The following is an 18,362-nucleotide window of genomic DNA, read 5'->3' on the forward strand; positions in this document are numbered from 1 at the left end:
CGCCGCACCGGTAGCGTGTGCGCCCGTGACCTCCACACTGATCTGGATCGTGGTCGCCCTCGTGGCGATCGGCCTCTACCTGAGCTGGACCGCCGGCCGGCTCGACCGCCTGCACGCGCGGATCGACGCCGCGCGCGCGGCGCTCGACGCACAGCTGCTGCGGCGCGCCTCGGTGGCACAGGAACTCGCCACCTCCGGAGTGCTCGACCCGGCCGCGTCGATGGTGCTCTACGAGGCGGCTCACGCGGCCCGGCAGGCCGAGGAGGACCACCGGGAGGTCGCCGAGAGCGACCTCAGTCAGGCGCTGCGGGCCGTCTTCGGAGAGACCGAGCAGGTGGCGGCCGTCCAGGCGGCCCCGGGCGGCGAGGACGCGGCGCGCGAGCTGGCCCAGGCCGTCCGCCGCGTACCGATGGCCCGCCGCTTCCACAACGACGCCGTACGGGCCGCCCGCGCGCTGCGCCGCCACCGCACGGTGCGCTGGTTCCGGCTCGCCGGACACGCGCCGTTCCCCCTCGCCTTCGAGATGGACGACGAGCCGCCGACGGCACTGGCGGACCGCCCCGGGACGTAGGCCACCTGGTACGGCGCCCGTACGGCGCCCGTGTGGGGGAGGCGGAGCGACCGGTCCGACAGGGGCCTGACCAGGGAGAACGTGCGTGGCGGTCGCGAAAATGAGCCACCGCGTGTCCATTGGCCCTTGCTGTGGCCTGGTCCCCGGGCGTTACCTCGGTGTCTGCAGAAACCCTCTTCCACCGAGTGAGGTCAACCCGTGTCCAGCACGCTCCCGCACCCCGCCCAGCCCGCCGACACCCCCGCCACCGGCACCGCGCGCGTGAAGCGCGGCATGGCCGAACAGCTCAAGGGCGGCGTGATCATGGACGTCGTCACGCCCGAGCAGGCGAAGATCGCCGAGGACGCGGGCGCCGTCGCCGTCATGGCCCTGGAGCGGGTCCCGGCCGACATCCGCAAGGACGGCGGCGTGGCGCGCATGTCCGACCCGGACATGATCGAGGGCATCATCGAGGCCGTCTCCATCCCCGTGATGGCCAAGTCGCGCATCGGACACTTCGTCGAGGCCCAGGTCCTGCAGTCCCTCGGCGTCGACTACATCGACGAGTCCGAGGTCCTCACCCCCGCCGACGAGGTCAACCACTCCGACAAGTGGGCCTTCACGACCCCCTTCGTCTGCGGTGCCACCAACCTGGGCGAGGCCCTGCGCCGGATGGCCGAGGGCGCCGCCATGATCCGCTCCAAGGGCGAGGCCGGCACCGGCAACGTCGTCGAGGCCGTGCGCCACCTGCGCCAGATCAAGAACGAGATCGCCCGGCTGCGCGGCTACGACAACAACGAGCTGTACGCCGCCGCCAAGGAACTGCGCGCCCCGTACGAGATCGTCAAGGAGGTCGCCGAGCTCGGCAAGCTCCCGGTCGTCCTCTTCTCCGCCGGCGGTGTGGCCACCCCCGCCGACGCCGCCCTGATGCGCCAGCTCGGCGCCGAGGGCGTCTTCGTCGGCTCCGGCATCTTCAAGTCAGGCGACCCGGCCAAGCGCGCCGCCGCCATCGTCAAGGCCACCACCTTCTACGACGACCCGAAGATCATCGCGGACGCGTCCCGCAACCTGGGCGAGGCCATGGTCGGCATCAACTGCGACACCCTCCCCGAGGCCGAGCGCTACGCCAACCGCGGCTGGTAGCCACCGATGAACACACCAGTCATAGGAGTCCTGGCCCTCCAGGGCGACGTACGGGAGCACCTCGTCGCCCTGGCCGCCGCCGACGCCGTGGCCAGACCGGTGCGACGCCCCGGGGAACTCGCGGAGGTCGACGGCCTGGTCGTCCCAGGCGGCGAGTCCACCACCATCTCCAAACTGGCCGTCCTCTTCGGCCTGATGGCACCCCTTCGCGCGCGCGTGCGGGCCGGCCTGCCCGTCTACGGCACCTGCGCGGGCATGATCATGCTCGCCGACAAGATCCTCGACCCGCGCTCGGGCCAGGAGACCATCGGCGGCATCGACATGATCGTGCGCCGCAACGCCTTCGGACGGCAGAACGAATCCTTCGAGGCGCAGGTCGACGTCAAGGGTGTCGGGGGCGATGCCGTGGAGGGCCTCTTCATCCGCGCCCCCTGGGTCGAGTCGGTGGGTGCCGAGGTGGAGGTGCTGGCGGAGCACGGCGGCCACATCGTCGCCGTACGCCAGGGCAACGCGCTCGCCACGTCGTTCCACCCGGAACTGACCGGCGACCACCGCGTGCACGCCCTGTTTGTCGACATGGTCCGCGCGGACCGGACGGCGGGATCCTTGTAGGATCTGGGGGTCCCCGGGTCGTGAAGTCCGGGGCGGTTCGTACGGGATGGGTTACGCGAAGGAGACAGGCAGATGTCCGGCCACTCTAAATGGGCTACGACGAAGCACAAGAAGGCCGTGATCGACGCCAAGCGCGGCAAGCTCTTCGCGAAGCTGATCAAGAACATCGAGGTCGCGGCGCGCATGGGCGGCGTCGACCTGGACGGCAACCCGACGCTGTTCGACGCCGTGCAGAAGGCCAAGAAGTCCTCGGTTCCGAACAAGAACATCGACTCCGCGATCAAGCGCGGCGGCGGTCTCGAAGCCGGTGGCGCCGACTACGAGACGATCATGTACGAGGGGTACGGCCCGAGCGGCGTCGCGGTGCTCATCGAGTGCCTCACCGACAACCGCAACCGCGCCGCCTCGGACGTCCGCGTCGCCATGACCCGCAACGGCGGCAACATGGCCGACCCGGGCTCCGTCTCGTACCTCTTCCACCGCAAGGGCGTCGTCATCGTCCCCAAGGGCGAGCTGTCCGAGGACGACGTCCTCGGTGCCGTGCTCGACGCGGGCGCCGAGGAGGTCAACGACCTCGGTGAGTCCTTCGAGGTCCTCTCCGAGGCCACCGACCTGGTCGCGGTGCGCACCGCGCTCCAGGAGGCCGGCATCGACTACGACTCCGCCGACGCCAACTTCGTCCCGACCATGCAGGTCGAGCTCGACGAGGAGGGCGCCAAGAAGATCTTCAAGCTCATCGACGCCCTGGAGGACAGCGACGACGTGCAGAACGTCTTCGCCAACTTCGACGTCAGCGACGAGGTCATGGAGAAGGTCGACGCGTAGCGCCGCCGCGAGCCGCACATCGCACGGGCCGACGGGCCGACGGGACACGCCCCGTCGGCCCGTCGCTCTGTCGGGGAGTCGCCGGAGCGCGTTGTCGGTGGCACCCGATAACCTGCACGAACTGGGGGAACTCCCAGTGCTGGCCGCGAACACCGCGGAGACCGAAGGAGGGCCGGTGCGGGTACTGGGCGTTGACCCCGGGCTGACCCGGTGCGGTGTCGGTGTCGTCGAAGGAGTGGCGGGCCGGCCGCTCACGATGGTCGCCGTCGGTGTCGTCCGCACGTCCGCGGACGAGGAGTTGGGGCAGCGGCTCGTCGCCGTCGAGCGGGGCATCGAGCAGTGGCTCGACGAGCACCGGCCCGAATTCGTCGCCGTCGAGCGGGTGTTCAGCCAGCACAACGTCCGTACGGTGATGGGCACCGCCCAGGCCAGCGCCGTCGCCATGCTCTGCGCCGCCCGGCGCGGCATCCCCGTCGCCCTGCACACCCCCAGCGAGGTCAAGGCCGCCGTCACCGGCAGCGGCCGCGCCGACAAGGCCCAGGTCGGTGCCATGGTCACCCGGCTGCTCAGACTCGACGCGCCCCCCAGGCCCGCCGACGCCGCCGACGCCCTCGCCCTCGCCATCTGCCACATCTGGCGCGCCCCGGCCCTGAACCGCCTCCAGCAGGCACAGGCCGCGCACCGCCAGGCCCAGGTCTCCAGCCGGAAGGTCACCCGATGATCGCCTTCGTCAGCGGCCCGGTCGCCGCCCTCGCCCCCGACTCCGCGGTGGTCGAGGTGGGCGGTGTCGGCATCGCCGTCCAGTGCACGCCCGACACGCTCTCCGGTCTGCGCATGGGCAAGGAGGCCCGGCTCGCCACCTCCCTGGTCGTCCGGGAGGACTCGCTGACGCTGTACGGCTTCGCGGACGACGACGAACGCCAGACCTTCGAGCTGCTGCAGACCGCGAGCGGCGTGGGTCCGCGGCTGGCGCAGGCCATGCTCGCCGTGCACAGCCCCGACGCGCTGCGCCGCGCGGTGTCCACCGGCGACGAGAAGGCCCTGACCGCGGTCGCCGGCATCGGCAAGAAGGGGGCACAGAAGCTGCTCCTGGAGCTGAAGGACCGGCTCGGGGAGCCGCTCGGCACCGGTGGGCCGGCCATCGGCAGGGCCGTCGCCGCCGGGTGGCGCGAGCAGTTGCACGCCGCGCTGATCGGGCTGGGGTATGCGACCCGGGAGGCCGACGAGGCGGTCGCCGCCGTCACGCCGCAGGCCGAGGCCGCCGGTCCGGCTCCGCAGGTCGGGCCCCTGCTGAAGGCGGCTCTGCAGACGCTCAACCGGGCGCGCTGAGTCCTGCCAGGGGTGCGCCGATGAGTCTGCGGGTGCGTCGTGGCTGGTCGCGCAGTTCCCCGCGCCCCTGAGGGGGCACGCCCCTTGACGGGGCGAGCCCCCGACGGGGCGGCCTCCAGTGAAAACCTGATTCTGACCCACTACCCCGCGAGGCACACCGAATGAACTGGGACGACACGAGCGACGACGGCGGCGCCGAGCGGCTCGTCGGCGCGTCCACCGACCGCGAGGAGCAGGCAGTCGAGGCGGCCCTGCGCCCCAAGGACCTCGGCGAGTTCATCGGTCAGGAGAAGGTCCGCGAGCAGCTCGACCTCGTCCTGCGCGCCGCCCGCGCGCGGGGTGCCACCGCCGACCACGTGCTGCTCTCCGGGGCGCCGGGCCTGGGCAAGACCACCCTCTCGATGATCATCGCCGCCGAGATGGAGGCCCCGATCCGTATCACCAGCGGCCCCGCCATCCAGCACGCCGGCGACCTCGCGGCGATCCTCTCCTCCCTCCAGGAGGGCGAGGTCCTCTTCCTCGACGAGATCCACCGCATGTCGCGGCCCGCCGAGGAGATGCTCTACATGGCGATGGAGGACTTCCGCGTCGACGTGATCGTCGGCAAGGGGCCCGGCGCCACCGCCATCCCCCTCGAACTGCCGCCCTTCACACTGGTCGGCGCCACCACCCGCGCGGGTCTGCTGCCGCCCCCGCTGCGCGACCGCTTCGGCTTCACCGCGCACATGGAGTTCTACGAGCCCGCCGAACTGGAGCGGGTCATCCACCGCTCCGCACATCTGCTCGACGTGGAGATCGACGCGGAGGGAGCCGCCGAGATCGCCGGCCGCTCCCGCGGCACGCCCCGTATCGCCAACCGCCTGCTGCGCCGTGTCAGGGACTACGCCCAGGTCAAGGCCGACGGCGTCATCACGCAGGACATCGCCAGGGCCGCCCTCGCCGTGTACGAGGTGGACAGCCGCGGCCTCGACCGCCTCGACCGGGGCGTCCTCGAAGCCCTGCTCAAGCTCTTCGGCGGCGGGCCCGTCGGCCTCTCCACGCTCGCCGTGGCCGTGGGGGAGGAGCGGGAGACCGTCGAGGAGGTGGCCGAGCCCTTCCTCGTACGGGAGGGACTGCTGGCCCGTACACCCCGCGGACGCGTGGCGACCCCGGCGGCGTGGGCGCATCTCGGCCTCACGCCACCCCGGTCGGCAACCGGTGGAAACGGACAACAGGACCTGTTCGGGGCGTGACGGCGAGGGGGCTCGCGAGGTCAGGAACCCCGGTGCCATGCTGAGCGTTGTTCCTTGACGGCGGACTCGCTTAGACTCCGCCGATGCCGCCCTTGTCGGCGACGTACACACCCCCATCCATCAGGCCGCTCACCATCGCGGTCGAATGAAGGAAGTTCCGACCCGTGAGTCTCGTGACCCTCCTCCCGTTCATCGTGCTCATCGGGGCCATGTTCCTGATGACCCGGTCGGCCAAGAAGAAGCAGCAAGCGGCTGCGCAGATGCGCAACGACATGCAGCCCGGCTCCGGCGTCCGCACGATCGGTGGCATGTACGCGACGGTGAAGGAGGTCAACGACGAGACGGTGCTTCTCGACGCGGGCCCGGGCGTCGACCTGCTCTTCGCGAAGAACGCCATCGGCGCGGTCCTCGGCGACGACGAGTACAACCGCATCGTCCACGGCATCGAGCACGACCTGAAGTCCGACGAGTCGGTCGTGCCGGACGACGCCTCCTCCCTCACCGAGACGGACGAGCCCGCCGACGCTTCCGACGACCAGCCCATCGACCTCGGCAAGAAGACGGCCGACGAGCCCGCCGACGAGCCCGTCGCCCGGCCCGTCGACGAGCCCGCCGTCGTGGAGCCGAAGAAGACCGATGGCGCAGACCTGAAGAAGTCCGACGGCGAGTCCGACGCGAAGTAGTCACGGCCGGGGACCGCGGAGTGCGCCGCTCGCGCGCCGTGGTCCCGGGAGCGTGCGGCTTGGCGCGGAACCTCGACACCATTTGATGCCCGTCCGCGAAGGTACCGAGAGACCGGGCGGACGAAGAGGGAGAACGAGAAGGTGGCAGCACCTAAGAAGGGCCGACAGGGCACCCAGGGCAGGCCGGGGCGCACCTTGGCCCTGATCCTGATCGCCATCGTGGCGCTCACCGGCGGCATGTTCGCCTCCGGGCACACGACACCGCGACTGGGCATCGACCTCGCCGGCGGTACGAGCATCACGCTCCAGGCGAAGAACGAGCCCGGTCAGAAGAACGCGATCAACAAGACCAACATGGACACCGCGGTCGACATCATGAACCGCCGTGTCAACGGTCTGGGCGTCACCGAGGCGGAGGTGCAGACCCAGGGCGAGAGCAACATCATCGTCAACATCCCCAAGGGCACGAACTCCAAGCAGGCCCGGGAACAGGTCGGTACCACCGCCAAGCTCTACTTCCGTCCCGTCCTGACCACCGAGGTCTCCGGCGGCGACCCCGCCGCCACCCCCTCGCCGAGCGGCTCCGGCAGCCCCTCCGGCAGCCCTTCCGCCGGTTCGGACAAGGGCGACGAGAAGGCCACCTCGTCCGCGACGCCGACGGCCACCGCCACCTCGCAGGGCCGGGCGGTCACCGAGGCGCTGAAGGCCGACCCCACTCCCTCGGCGAGCACCACGGGAGACGCGTCCGCCCCCGCCAGCCCGCCCGCCTCGGACGCCCCGAGCGCCGACCCGGCCACCGCCAAGCTGCAGGCCGAGTACACCGCGCTGGACTGCAGCAAGAAGACGACCCGCGCGACGGCCGGTGACGGCGTCAAGGCGTCGGACCCGACCGTGGCCTGCGGTCAGAACGCGCAGGGCCAGTGGCAGAAGTACATCCTCGGCCCGGCCGAGGTGGAGGGCACCGACGTCGACAAGGCGTCGGCCGTCTTCGACACCCAGGGTGCCGCGGGCTGGAAGGTCACCATGGACTTCACGTCCAAGGGTGCCAAGAAGTTCGCGAGCATCACGGGCAAGCTCGCGCAGAACCAGTCCCCGCAGAACCAGTTCGCCATCGTCCTCGACGGTGAGGTCGTCTCCGACCCGTACGTCAGCCAGGCGCTGACCGGCGGCAGCGCGGAGATCTCCGGCAGCTTCGACCAGCAGGAGTCGCAGGACCTGGCCAACATGCTGTCGTACGGCGCACTGCCGCTCACCTTCACGGAGGCGAGCGTCACCACCGTCACCGCCGCGCTCGGCGGCGAGCAGCTGGAGGCCGGCCTGATCGCCGGCGCCATCGGCCTGGCCCTGGTCATCATCTACCTGGTCGTCTACTACCGCGGCCTGTCGCTCATCGCGATCGCCTCGCTGCTGGTCTCCGCGGTCATGACCTACGTGATCATGTCGCTGCTCGGCCCGACCATCGGCTTCGCGCTGAACCTGCCCGCGGTCTGCGGCGCCATCGTCGCCATCGGCATCACGGCGGACTCGTTCATCGTGTTCTTCGAACGCATCCGTGACGAGATCCGCGAAGGCCGGTCGATGCGCCCCGCGGTCGAGCGTGCCTGGCCGCGCGCCCGGCGCACGATCCTGGTCTCCGACTTCGTGTCGTTCCTCGCCGCCGCCGTGCTCTTCGTCGTCACCGTCGGCAAGGTCCAGGGCTTCGCGTTCACGCTCGGTCTGACCACTCTGCTCGACGTGGTCGTCGTCTTCTTCTTCACCAAGCCGCTGATGACGATCCTGGCCCGCAAGAAGTTCTTCGCGGAGGGCCACAGCTGGTCCGGTCTCGACCCGAAGCGACTGGGCGTCCAGCCGCCGCTGCGCCGCACCCGTCGTGTGTCCGCCCCCGTCGACACGAAGGAGGCGTGAGATGTCGAAACTCGGCACCCTCGGCGCCCGGCTCCACCGCGGCGAGATCGGCTACGACTTCGTCGGCAAGCGCAAGATCTGGTACGGCGTCTCGATCCTGATCACCATCACGGCCATCGTCGGCCTCGCGGTGCGTGGCCTGAACATGGGCATCGAGTTCCAGGGCGGCGCCGTCTTCACCACCGAGCGGACCAGCATCTCGGTCAGCCAGGCCGAGACCTACGCGGAAGAGGCGTCCGGCCACGACGCGATCGTCCAGAAGCTCGGCAACGGCGGACTGCGCATCCAGGTCGCCGGGGTCGACACCGGCAAGTCCGACCAGATCAAGGAAGAGCTCGCCAAGAACCTGAAGGTCGACGCGGAGAAGATCAACGCGGACCTGGTCGGCCCCAGCTGGGGTGATCAGGTGGCCGACAAGGCGTGGCAGGGCCTGGCGATCTTCCTGGTCCTGGTCGTGATCTATCTGGCGATCGCCTTCGAGTGGCGGATGGCCGTGGCCGCGCTCGTGGCGCTCATCCACGACATCACCATCACGGTCGGCGTCTACGCACTGGTCGGCTTCGAAGTCACCCCGGGTACCGTGATCGGTCTGCTCACGATCCTCGGTTACTCGCTCTACGACACGGTGGTCGTCTTCGACAGCCTCAAGGAACAGACGAAGGACATCACCAAACAGACCCGCTGGACCTACAGCGAGATCGCCGACCGCTCGATCAACGGCACGCTGGTGCGGTCGATCAACACCACGGTGGTCGCGCTGCTCCCGGTGGCGGGCCTGCTGTTCATCGGCGGCGGTGTCCTCGGCGCGGGCATGCTCAACGACATCTCGCTGTCGCTGTTCGTCGGCCTCGCGGCCGGTGCGTACTCCTCGATCTTCATCGCCACGCCGCTCGTCGCCGACCTCAAGGAGCGCGAGCCGCAGATGAAGGCGCTGAAGAAGCGCGTCCTGGCCAAGCGTTCCGCCGCCGCGGCGAAGGGCGAGTCCCTGGAGACCCCCGTCGCCGACCGGACGTACGACGACGAGGACGAGCCGGAGGACGCGACGCCCGCCGTCGTCGGACCCCGTGCCCAGCGCGCCCAGCCGTCGTCCCGCGGCCGTGGCCGCGGCCGTCCCTCGGGCAAGCGCCGATGACCGGACCCGCGGACGTCACGGAGCTGCTGCTCAGCCGCATCCGTGACGTACCGGACCACCCGGAGCCGGGCGTGATGTTCAAGGACATCACCCCGCTCCTCGCGGACCCGGTGGCGTTCACGGCGCTCACCGACGCCCTGGCCGAGGTCGGTGTCCGCACCGGCGCCACGAAGATCGTCGGCCTGGAGGCCCGCGGCTTCATCCTCGGCGCGCCCGTCGCGGTCCGCACCGGACTGGGCTTCATCCCGGTGCGCAAGGCGGGCAAGCTCCCCGGAGCGACCCTCAGCCAGGCGTACGACCTGGAGTACGGCTCCGCCGAGATCGAGGTGCACGCCGAGGACCTGACGCCGGGCGACCGGGTCCTGGTCGTCGACGACGTCCTCGCCACCGGCGGCACCGCGGAGGCGTCGCTCCGGCTGATCCGCCGGGCGGGCGCCGAGATCGCCGGGGTCGCCGTCCTGATGGAGCTCGGCTTCCTGGGCGGCCGCGCCCGCCTGGAGCCGGCCCTGGACGGGGCCCCGCTGGAGGCGCTCCTGAAGGTCTGAGCGACCGGACGGGAAGCGGCCCGGCCTCCCGGGCCGTCACCCGCCCGACACCGCTCAGAAGCCCGTACGACACCACGTGGGCGGGTCCCGGAGGAATCCGGGACCCGCCTCTCGTGTTTCTTCCGTAGAAGGCCGTCTCACCGGCCGAAGGGGAGACCCGAGCCCGGGATCGCTACCATGGGGTTTCCGGAACCTGACCGGGGACCCGGATCGCGCACGAGGAGCCCTCTTGCCAGACGAGGCCCAGCCACTCGCCCCCAGGGCCGAACGCCCGGGCGTACCCCCAGCCGCCAGGCCCGACCAGTCCGCGGCGCCCGCAGGCACGCCCACGCCGCCCGCGCCCGCGAAGAACGGCACGACCGCCCCGGCGGCCGGGGCCGCCGAGCGGCCACGCCCCGAGCCGGCGGCCCCGGAGCGGCAGGGCCCGGACCAGCAGGCGGCCGTCGAGCGGCAGGGCTCCACGCAGCAGACGGCTCCCGAGCGACAGGCGGCACCGCCCGCCGCGCGCCCCGCGGCCGGTCAGCCCGCCCGCTCCGGCGGCGGTTCCTCCAACCGCGTACGGGCCCGGCTCGCCCGTCTCGGCGTCCAGCGGTCCAACCCGTACAACCCGGTCCTGGAGCCGCTGCTGCGGATAGTGCGCAGCAACGACCCGAAGATCGAGACGTCCACGCTCCGCCAGGTCGAGCGCGCCTACCAGGTCGCCGAACGCTGGCACCGCGGACAGAAGCGCAAGAGCGGTGACCCGTACATCACGCACCCGCTCGCGGTGACCACGATCCTCGCCGAGCTGGGCATGGACCCGGCCACGCTGATGGCCGGCCTCCTGCACGACACGGTCGAGGACACCGAGTACGGCCTCGACACCCTCCGCAAGGACTTCGGCGACCAGGTCGCCCTCCTCGTCGACGGCGTCACCAAGCTCGACAAGGTCAAGTTCGGCGAGGCCGCGCAGGCCGAGACCGTCCGCAAGATGGTCGTCGCCATGGCCAAGGACCCGCGCGTCCTGGTCATCAAGCTCGCCGACCGGCTGCACAACATGCGCACCATGCGCTACCTCAAGCGCGAGAAGCAGGAGAAGAAGGCGCGCGAGACCCTGGAGATCTACGCGCCGCTCGCCCACCGCCTGGGCATGAACACCATCAAGTGGGAGCTGGAGGACCTCGCCTTCGCGATCCTCTACCCCAAGATGTACGACGAGATCGTGCGCCTGGTCGCCGAGCGCGCCCCCAAGCGCGACGAGTACCTCGCCATAGTGACCCACGAGGTCCAGTCCGACCTGCGCGCGGCCCGCATCAAGGCGACCGTCACAGGGCGTCCGAAGCACTACTACAGCGTCTACCAGAAGATGATCGTCCGCGGCCGTGACTTCGCGGAGATCTACGACCTGGTGGGCATCCGCGTCCTCGTCGACACGGTCCGCGACTGCTACGCCGCCCTCGGCACCGTGCACGCGCGATGGAACCCGGTCCCCGGCCGGTTCAAGGACTACATCGCGATGCCCAAGTTCAACATGTACCAGTCGCTGCACACGACGGTCATCGGCCCCAACGGCAAGCCCGTCGAGCTGCAGATCCGCACCTTCGACATGCACCGCCGCGCCGAGTACGGCATCGCCGCCCACTGGAAGTACAAGCAGGAGGCCGTCGCCGGCGCCTCCAAGGTGCGCTCGGATCAGCCGAGGACCACCGGCAAGGACGACCACCTCAACGACATGGCGTGGCTGCGCCAGCTCCTCGACTGGCAGAAGGAGACCGAGGACCCCGGGGAGTTCCTGGAGTCCCTGCGCTTCGACCTGTCACGCAACGAGGTCTTCGTCTTCACGCCGAAGGGCGACGTCATAGCGCTGCCGGCCGGCGCCACCCCCGTCGACTTCTCGTACGCGGTGCACACCGAGGTGGGCCACCGCACCATAGGAGCACGCGTCAACGGACGCCTCGTACCGCTGGAGTCGACCCTCGACAACGGCGACCTGGTGGAGGTGTTCACCTCCAAGGCGGCCGGCGCCGGACCCTCCCGGGACTGGCTGGGCTTCGTCAAGTCGCCCCGTGCCCGCAACAAGATCCGCGCCTGGTTCTCCAAGGAGCGCCGGGACGAGGCCATCGAGCAGGGCAAGGACGCCATCGCGCGGGCCATGCGCAAGCAGAACCTGCCGATCCAGCGCATCCTCACCGGCGACTCGCTGGTCACGCTCGCGCACGAGATGCGCTACCCCGACATCTCGTCCCTGTACGCGGCGATCGGCGAGGGCCATGTGGCCGCGCAGAACGTCGTGCAGAAACTCGTCCAGGCGCTCGGCGGCGAGGAGGCCGCGTCCGAGGAGATCGACGAGAGCGTCCCGCCCGCCCGCGGCCGGGGCCGCAAGCGCCGCTCGAACGCGGACCCGGGTGTCGTCGTCAAGGGCGTCGACGACGTGTGGGTCAAACTGGCCCGCTGCTGCACGCCCGTCCCCGGCGACCCCATCATCGGCTTCGTGACGCGCGGCAGCGGGGTGTCCGTGCACCGCAGCGACTGCGTCAACGTCGACTCGCTGTCCCGTGAACCCGAGCGCATCCTGGACGTCGAGTGGGCCCCCACCCAGTCCTCGGTGTTCCTGGTCGCCATCCAGGTCGAGGCCCTGGACCGCTCCCGTCTGCTGTCGGACGTCACACGGGTCCTGTCCGACCAGCACGTCAACATCCTGTCCGCGGCGGTCCAGACGTCCCGCGACCGGGTGGCCACCTCCCGCTTCACCTTCGAGATGGGCGACCCGAAACACCTGGGCCACGTCCTGAAGGCGGTCAGGGGAGTGGAGGGCGTGTACGACGTCTACCGGGTGACCTCGGCCCGCAGACCCTCGGACGCCTAGGGCTGCGCCCCTGGAAGGGGGGCGCAGCCCTCCTCTCAGGGGCGCGGGGAACTGCGCGCCCAGCCGCAACGCACCCGCAGGCAAGAACCGGCCTCGCAGTGGAGCGCCCCGGCGGAGCTATCCGCCGAACTCCTGCAACCCCTTCAGCGCCTGCTCAAGCAGCGCCCGCCGCCCGTCCAGCTCCCGCTGGAGCTTGTCGGCCTTGGCGTTGTTGCCCGCGGAGCGCGCCGCCTCGATCTGGCCCTCCAGCTTGTCCACGGCGGCCTGCAGCTGACCGGTCAGACCCTCGGCACGCGCGCGTGCCTCCGGGTTCGTCCGGCGCCACTCGGTCTCCTCGGACTCCTGCAGCGCCCGCTCCACCGCGTGCATCCGGCCCTCGACCTTCGGGCGGGCGTCGCGCGGCACATGCCCGATGGCCTCCCAGCGCTCGTTGATCGAGCGGAAGGCTGCCCTCGCCGCCTTCAGATCCTGCACCGGAAGGAGCTTCTCGGCCTCCTCGGCCAGCTCCTCCTTGAGCTTCAGGTTCTCCGTCTGCTCCGCGTCCCGCTCGGCGAAGACCGAGCTGCGCGCCGCGAAGAACACGTCCTGGGCGCCGCGGAAGCGGTTCCACAGGTCGTCCTCGTGCTCGCGCTGGGCACGGCCCGCGGCCTTCCAGTCCGCCATCAGCTCGCGGTAACGGGCCGCCGTCGGACCCCAGTCCGCCGAACCGGAGAGCGCCTCGGCCTCCGCGACCAGCTTCTCCTTGGTCTTGCGGGCCTCCTCGCGCTGGGCGTCCAGCGACGCGAAGTGCGCCTTGCGGCGCTTGGAGAACGCCGAGCGCGCGTGCGAGAAACGGTGCCACAGCTCGTCGTCGGACTTCCGGTCGAGCCGCGGCAGGCCCTTCCAGGTGTCCACCAGGGCGCGCAGCCGCTCACCGGCGGCCCGCCACTGGTCGGACTGGGCCAGCTCCTCCGCCTCGACGACCAGCGCCTCCTTGGAGTGCCGGGCCTCGTCGGACTGCTTGGCCCGCTGCGCCTTGCGCTCCTCACGGCGAGCGTCGACCGTCTCGACGAGCTTGTCCAACCGCTTCCGCAGCGCGTCCAGATCCCCGACCGCGTGGTGGGCGTCCACCTGCTCGCGGATGTGATCGATGGCGATCTGGGCGTCCTTCGAGGACAGGTCGGTCGTCTTCACTCGTCGTTCGAGGAGGCCGATCTCCACGACCAGGCCCTCGTACTTGCGCTCGAAGTAGGCCAGTGCCTCGTCGGGAGTTCCGGCCTGCCAGGAACCGACGACCTGCTCGCCGTCGGCCGTACGCACGTACACGGTCCCCGTCTCGTCGACGCGGCCCCACGGGTCGCTGCTCACAGCGCCTCCTCCACATGATGCCTGCGTGGGGCAGCACTGCCCCCGGGCATCGTCCACAGTTTCGTCACGGCCAACATAGGCGACCGGCGGGGCGGCTGTCCGCATCCCGCGCGACCGAAATTTCGCACTTGGCGGTCAGGATTTCGTGACGGTCGCCTTGTCGATCACGACCGTCGCGTTGGGTGCGCCGTCGCCCTGGCCAGTGCTCTCACCGGCGGCCGCGATCTTCTTCAGCACCTTCATGCCCGATTCGGAAATCGTGCCGAACGGTGTGTAGTTGGCGGGCAACTGACTGTCCTGATAGACGAGGAAGAACTGGCTGCCGCCGGTGTCACGGCCTTCCTTCGTCTGCGCGTTGTACTGGTTGGCCATCGCGACCGTACCCGCCGGATACACGCCGCCCTTGAGGCGCTTGTCCTTGAGGTTCTCGTCGGGGACGGTGTAGCCGGGGCCGCCCATGCCGGTGCCCTGCGGGTCGCCGCACTGGAGCACGTAGATGCCGTTCGTCGTCAGACGGTGGCACTTGGTGTGGTCCAGGTAGCCCTTGCCCACCAGGAAATTGAACGAGTTGACCGTGTGCGGGGCCTTCGTGGCCGGCATGTCGATGTCTATCGCGCCGCAGGTCGTCTGCAGCTTCATCGTGTAGTCCGCCGACCTGTCGATGGTCATCGCCGGCTCCTTCTTGTAGCTCAGCGACTTCACCTTGCCCCCGGCGGCCTTGTCACAGGGGTCCGGGGCCTTGCTGGGCGCGGAAGGACTCGGGGTGGCCTCCGCCGCCGCGTTGGACTTGTCGTCGTCCTGCTTGAACACCCCGGTCGCGTACGACACCACGCTGCCCACGACGACCACGCCGAGGACCGACGCGATCACCGCGTTACGAGCGTGGGCCTTGCGACGGGCGGACGTACGCCGCTGCTGTTGCCGCAAGAACTTCTCCCGGGCGAGCTGACGCCGCCGCTGTTCCTGGGTGACCACCGGGTTATCTCCTCATGCGTCTCGTACGTCATCTCGTACGTCAGGTGGGACGCGTGCGTCTTGTGAGCCGACCGCCTGCGTGTGCCCCGTACCGTATATGGGTTCGCTGTGGTTCCGGCAGCGCCGGTAGGCTCTCATCCGCAGCGAAACCATTCCCGTACGACCTGCCGTACGACATACCGAAGGACGAACGTGCTCATTGCCGGGTTCCCCGCCGGGGCCTGGGGCACCAACTGTTATCTGGTCGCCCCCGCCGCCGGTGAGGAGTGCGTGATCATCGACCCGGGCCACCAGGCCGCCCAGGGAGTCGAGGAAGCACTCGCCAAGCATCGGCTCAAGCCCGTCGCCGTCGTCCTCACGCACGGCCACATCGACCATGTCGCCTCGGTGGTCCCGGTCTGCGGCGCGCACGACGTACCCGCCTGGATCCACCCCGCGGACCGGTACATGATGAGCGATCCGGAGCGGGCGCTCGGCCGCTCGATCGGCATGCCGCTGATGGGCGAGCTCACGGTCGGCGAACCGGACGACGTGAAGGAGCTGACGGACGGCGCCGCGCTGAAGCTCGCAGGACTCGACTTCTCCGTCGCGCACGCACCGGGCCATACGAAGGGGTCGGTGACGTTCCGGATGCCCGCGAACACGGAGATCCCGTCCGTGTTCTTCTCCGGTGACCTGCTCTTCGCCGGCTCCATCGGACGCACCGACCTGCCCGGCGGCGACATGGACGAGATGCTCGGCTCGCTGGCACGCGTGTGCCTGCCGCTCGACGACTCGACCGTGGTGCTGTCCGGCCACGGCGCCCAGACGACCATCGGCCAGGAACGCGCCACCAACCCGTATCTGCGGCAGGTGGCGGCGGCCGGCCAGGGAGCGGACCCCACCTCCGCTCCTCGACGAGGAATGTGACGAGAGACTTCCGTTGAGCACCTTCAAGGCACCCAAGGGCACGTACGACCTGATCCCGCCGGACAGCGCGCAGTATCTCGCGGTGCGCGAGGCGATCGCCGCCCCGCTGCGCAACTCCGGTTACGGATACATCGAGACCCCCGGATTCGAGAGCGTCGAGCTGTTCGCGCGCGGCGTCGGTGAGTCCACCGACATCGTGACCAAGGAGATGTACGCCTTCGAGACCAAGGGCGGCGACCAGCTGGCACTGCGCCCCGAGGGCACGGCCTCCGTGCTGCGGGCCGCTCTGGAGGCCAACCTCCACAAGCTCGGCAACCTGCCGGTCAAGCTCTGGTACTCGGGCTCCTACTACCGCTACGAGCGCCCGCAGAAGGGCCGGTACAGGCACTTCTCGCAGGTCGGCGCCGAGGCGATCGGGGCCGAGGACCCGGCCCTCGACGCCGAGTTGATCATCCTGGCCGACCAGGCGTACCGCTCGCTCGGACTGCGCGACTTCCGGATCCTGCTCAACTCGCTGGGCGACAAGGAGTGCCGGCCCGTCTACCGGGCCGCGCTCCAGGACTTCCTGCGCGGGCTCGACCTGGACGAGGAGACCCTGCGCCGCGCCGACATCAACCCGCTGCGCGTCCTCGACGACAAGCGGGACGACGTCCAGAAGCAGCTCGTCGGCGCCCCGCTGCTGCGCGACTACCTCTGCGACGCGTGCAAGGCGTACCACGAGGAGGTGCGCGAGCTGATCACGGCCGCGGGCGTCTCCTTCGAGGACGACGCGAAGCTGGTGCGCGGCCTGGACTACTACACCCGGACCACCTTCGAGTTCGTGCACGACGGCCTCGGCTCGCAGTCCGCGGTCGGCGGGGGCGGACGGTACGACGGCCTGTCCGAGATGATCGGCGGCCCCGCGCTGCCGTCCGTCGGCTGGGCACTGGGCGTCGACCGTACGGTCCTCGCGCTCGAGGCCGAAGGGGTGTCGCTGCAACTGCCCCCGGCCACCAGCGTGTTCGCCGTGCCGCTCGGTGAGGAGGCGCGCCGCGTGCTGTTCGGTGTGGTGACCGAGCTGCGCAGGACCGGGGTCGCGGCGGACTTCTCGTACGGCGGGAAGGGGCTCAAGGGGGCCATGAAGAACGCCAACCGCAGTGGGGCGAGGTATGCCGTCGTGGCCGGTGAGCGTGATCTCGCCGAGGGGGTCGTCCAGCTCAAGGACATGGAGTCGGGCGAGCAGGTCCCGGTGGGCGTGAACGAGATCGTGGCCGAACTGGAGTCCCGGCTCAGCTGAAGCGGGCATTTCTCGGGGGCCAGCCCCCGAACCCCCGGTCCTCAAGCGCCGGACGGGCCGGAAATCCGGCCCGTCCGGCGCTTGAGGACGAGCGCGCAGCGCGACAAGGGGGGTCTGGGGGCGCAGCCCCCAGGGTCGGGACGGGAAGGGGCGGCGGGGGCGAGAACCGCTCCGGGGCCCGCGGTCGTCAACCCCGCGCCCTCGGATTCGCCCCACCGGGCGATTCCCTGCACACGCAGCCCCGCCCCAGCACACCCGCACGCACTTCCTTATGCCCATCGAACGGTGGACACCCACGCCCGTGCGGCACAATGACCGTGCCCGGAAAGCCCTCTCGAGCTACGGAAACGGCGTGATGAGCAAGACGACAGTCAGGGAAGGCGTCCCCACCGACCAGGACGCCGCCGGTGCCCCGCGAGCCGTGGGCGGAGGCCGTGTCCTCGCCCTGCTGCTGGTGATCACCGGCGCGGCCGGCGTGCTGGCCTCCTGGGTCATCACCATCGACAAGTTCAAGCTGCTCGAGGACCCGAACTTCACGCCGGGCTGCAGCCTGAACCCGGTCGTCTCCTGCGGCAACATCATGAAGAGCGACCAGGCATCCGTCTTCGGGTTCCCCAACCCGATGCTGGGCCTCGTCGCCTACGGCATGGTGATCTGCGTCGGCATGAGCCTGCTCGGCCGCGCCTCCTTCCCGCGCTGGTACTGGCTCACCCTCGACGCGGGCATGCTGTTCGGCGTCGGTTTCGTGACCTGGCTCCAGTACCAGTCGCTGTACAACATCAACTCGCTGTGCCTGTGGTGCTGCCTCGCCTGGGTCGCGACCATCATCATGTTCTGGGCCGTGACCGCGCACAACGTCCGCAACGGCGTGCTGCCCGCCCCCGGCTGGCTGAAGGGCTTCCTCGGCGAGTTCGCCTGGGTGCTGCCGGTCATGCACATCGGGGTCATCGGCATGCTGGTCCTGACGCGCTGGTGGGACTTCTGGACCAGCTGACGGGACCGGCTCGTCCCTTGCGCGCCAAGGGCTGGACCGCTCTGTCAGTGGCGTGACATA

17 protein-coding genes are annotated in these 18,362 nt (G+C 70.2%); 15 read left to right on the top strand and 2 right to left on the bottom strand.

The features are described 5' to 3' along the window. The first annotated feature begins 25 nt into the window (after nt 1-25). The 12 genes from ACFYXC_RS26610 (at nt 26) to ACFYXC_RS26665 (ending at nt 12,801) form a co-directional block, all read left to right on the top strand. Nucleotides 26-571: a hypothetical protein gene (locus tag ACFYXC_RS26610; protein ID WP_388918191.1), complete on the top strand. Its 546-nt coding sequence runs from the start codon at nt 26-28 to the stop codon at nt 569-571. Between the two features lie 273 nt (nt 572-844). After that, nucleotides 845-1,693, top strand: a complete 849-nt coding sequence (gene pdxS, locus ACFYXC_RS26615) for a pyridoxal 5'-phosphate synthase lyase subunit PdxS (RefSeq protein ID WP_389554415.1) — start codon at nt 845-847, stop codon at nt 1,691-1,693. Nucleotides 1,694-1,699: 6 nt separating this feature from the next. Then, nucleotides 1,700-2,305: a pyridoxal 5'-phosphate synthase glutaminase subunit PdxT gene (pdxT, locus tag ACFYXC_RS26620; protein WP_389554322.1), complete on the top strand. Its 606-nt coding sequence runs from the start codon at nt 1,700-1,702 to the stop codon at nt 2,303-2,305. A 72-nt stretch (nt 2,306-2,377) separates the two neighbouring features. Next, nucleotides 2,378-3,130: a YebC/PmpR family DNA-binding transcriptional regulator gene (locus ACFYXC_RS26625; RefSeq protein WP_388918196.1), complete on the top strand. Its 753-nt coding sequence runs from the start codon at nt 2,378-2,380 to the stop codon at nt 3,128-3,130. A gap of 175 nt (nt 3,131-3,305) precedes the next feature. Continuing rightward, the gene (ruvC, locus tag ACFYXC_RS26630) at nt 3,306-3,851 is read left to right on the top strand and encodes a crossover junction endodeoxyribonuclease RuvC (RefSeq protein ID WP_388918541.1); all 546 of its coding nucleotides are present in this window, start codon (nt 3,306-3,308) and stop codon (nt 3,849-3,851) included. After that, entirely contained in the window at nt 3,848-4,459 is a 612-nt protein-coding gene (gene ruvA, locus ACFYXC_RS26635) for a Holliday junction branch migration protein RuvA (RefSeq protein WP_389554323.1), read from the top strand. The genes ruvC and ruvA overlap by 4 nt, the downstream gene beginning before the upstream one ends. Before the next feature lie 161 nt (nt 4,460-4,620). Then, a complete protein-coding gene (gene ruvB / locus ACFYXC_RS26640) occupies nt 4,621-5,691 on the top strand; it encodes a Holliday junction branch migration DNA helicase RuvB (protein WP_388918201.1) in 1,071 nt (356 codons plus the stop codon). 164 nt (nt 5,692-5,855) lie between these two features. Continuing rightward, nucleotides 5,856-6,374: a preprotein translocase subunit YajC gene (gene yajC, locus ACFYXC_RS26645; RefSeq protein WP_388918204.1), complete on the top strand. Its 519-nt coding sequence runs from the start codon at nt 5,856-5,858 to the stop codon at nt 6,372-6,374. Between the two features lie 141 nt (nt 6,375-6,515). Next, nucleotides 6,516-8,279, top strand: coding sequence for a protein translocase subunit SecD (secD, locus tag ACFYXC_RS26650; RefSeq protein ID WP_389554324.1), 1,764 nt, complete (start codon nt 6,516-6,518; stop codon nt 8,277-8,279). Between the two features lies 1 nt (nt 8,280). Beyond that, nucleotides 8,281-9,411 (top strand): protein translocase subunit SecF, encoded by a 1,131-nt coding sequence (gene secF, locus ACFYXC_RS26655; RefSeq protein ID WP_388918210.1) that lies wholly within the window; start codon nt 8,281-8,283, stop codon nt 9,409-9,411. Next, complete coding sequence (locus ACFYXC_RS26660) at nt 9,408-9,956, top strand: adenine phosphoribosyltransferase (protein ID WP_389554325.1); 549 nt, start codon at nt 9,408-9,410, stop codon at nt 9,954-9,956. The genes secF and ACFYXC_RS26660 overlap by 4 nt, the downstream gene beginning before the upstream one ends. A 229-nt stretch (nt 9,957-10,185) precedes the next feature. After that, nucleotides 10,186-12,801 (top strand): RelA/SpoT family protein, encoded by a 2,616-nt coding sequence (locus ACFYXC_RS26665; RefSeq protein ID WP_389554326.1) that lies wholly within the window; start codon nt 10,186-10,188, stop codon nt 12,799-12,801. Between the two features lie 117 nt (nt 12,802-12,918). On the opposite strand, the gene ACFYXC_RS26670 is transcribed toward ACFYXC_RS26665, so the two are convergent. Together ACFYXC_RS26670 and ACFYXC_RS26675 are read right to left on the bottom strand one after the other, a co-directional pair. Continuing rightward, nucleotides 12,919-14,148, bottom strand: coding sequence for a DUF349 domain-containing protein (locus ACFYXC_RS26670; protein ID WP_389554327.1), 1,230 nt, complete (start codon nt 14,146-14,148; stop codon nt 12,919-12,921). Between the two features lie 135 nt (nt 14,149-14,283). Then, entirely contained in the window at nt 14,284-15,123 is an 840-nt protein-coding gene (locus ACFYXC_RS26675; RefSeq protein WP_388918221.1) for a peptidylprolyl isomerase, read from the bottom strand. A 192-nt stretch (nt 15,124-15,315) separates the two neighbouring features. On the opposite strand from ACFYXC_RS26675, the gene ACFYXC_RS26680 reads away from it, so the two are divergent. From ACFYXC_RS26680 to ACFYXC_RS26690, 3 genes are all read left to right on the top strand, one after another. Beyond that, the gene (locus ACFYXC_RS26680) at nt 15,316-16,032 is read left to right on the top strand and encodes an MBL fold metallo-hydrolase (protein ID WP_389554328.1); all 717 of its coding nucleotides are present in this window, start codon (nt 15,316-15,318) and stop codon (nt 16,030-16,032) included. 13 nt (nt 16,033-16,045) lie between these two features. Further along, nucleotides 16,046-17,308: a histidine--tRNA ligase gene (gene hisS, locus ACFYXC_RS26685; RefSeq protein WP_388918227.1), complete on the top strand. Its 1,263-nt coding sequence runs from the start codon at nt 16,046-16,048 to the stop codon at nt 17,306-17,308. Nucleotides 17,309-17,663: 355 nt separating this feature from the next. Beyond that, the gene (locus ACFYXC_RS26690) at nt 17,664-18,302 is read left to right on the top strand and encodes a vitamin K epoxide reductase family protein (RefSeq protein ID WP_388918230.1); all 639 of its coding nucleotides are present in this window, start codon (nt 17,664-17,666) and stop codon (nt 18,300-18,302) included. The last annotated feature ends 60 nt before the right edge of the window (nt 18,303-18,362 follow it).

This window comes from Streptomyces sp. NPDC002701, from assembly GCF_042889045.1.
Taxonomy (GTDB): Bacteria; Actinomycetota; Actinomycetes; order Streptomycetales; family Streptomycetaceae; genus Streptomyces.

What these genes read in the sequence shown, in the direction of transcription:
- ruvA (WP_389554323.1), top strand. Translation starts at nt 3,848, where the DNA reads ATGATCGCCTTCGTCAGCGGCCCGGTCGCCGCCCTCGCCCCCGACTCC.
- secF (WP_388918210.1), top strand. Translation starts at nt 8,281, where the DNA reads ATGTCGAAACTCGGCACCCTCGGCGCCCGGCTCCACCGCGGCGAGATC.
- ruvB (WP_388918201.1), top strand. Translation starts at nt 4,621, where the DNA reads ATGAACTGGGACGACACGAGCGACGACGGCGGCGCCGAGCGGCTCGTC.
- pdxS (WP_389554415.1), top strand. Translation starts at nt 845, where the DNA reads ATGGCCGAACAGCTCAAGGGCGGCGTGATCATGGACGTCGTCACGCCC.
- ACFYXC_RS26625 (WP_388918196.1), top strand. Translation starts at nt 2,378, where the DNA reads ATGTCCGGCCACTCTAAATGGGCTACGACGAAGCACAAGAAGGCCGTG.
- ACFYXC_RS26690 (WP_388918230.1), top strand. Translation starts at nt 17,664, where the DNA reads ATGAGCAAGACGACAGTCAGGGAAGGCGTCCCCACCGACCAGGACGCC.
- pdxT (WP_389554322.1), top strand. Translation starts at nt 1,700, where the DNA reads ATGAACACACCAGTCATAGGAGTCCTGGCCCTCCAGGGCGACGTACGG.
- ACFYXC_RS26660 (WP_389554325.1), top strand. Translation starts at nt 9,408, where the DNA reads ATGACCGGACCCGCGGACGTCACGGAGCTGCTGCTCAGCCGCATCCGT.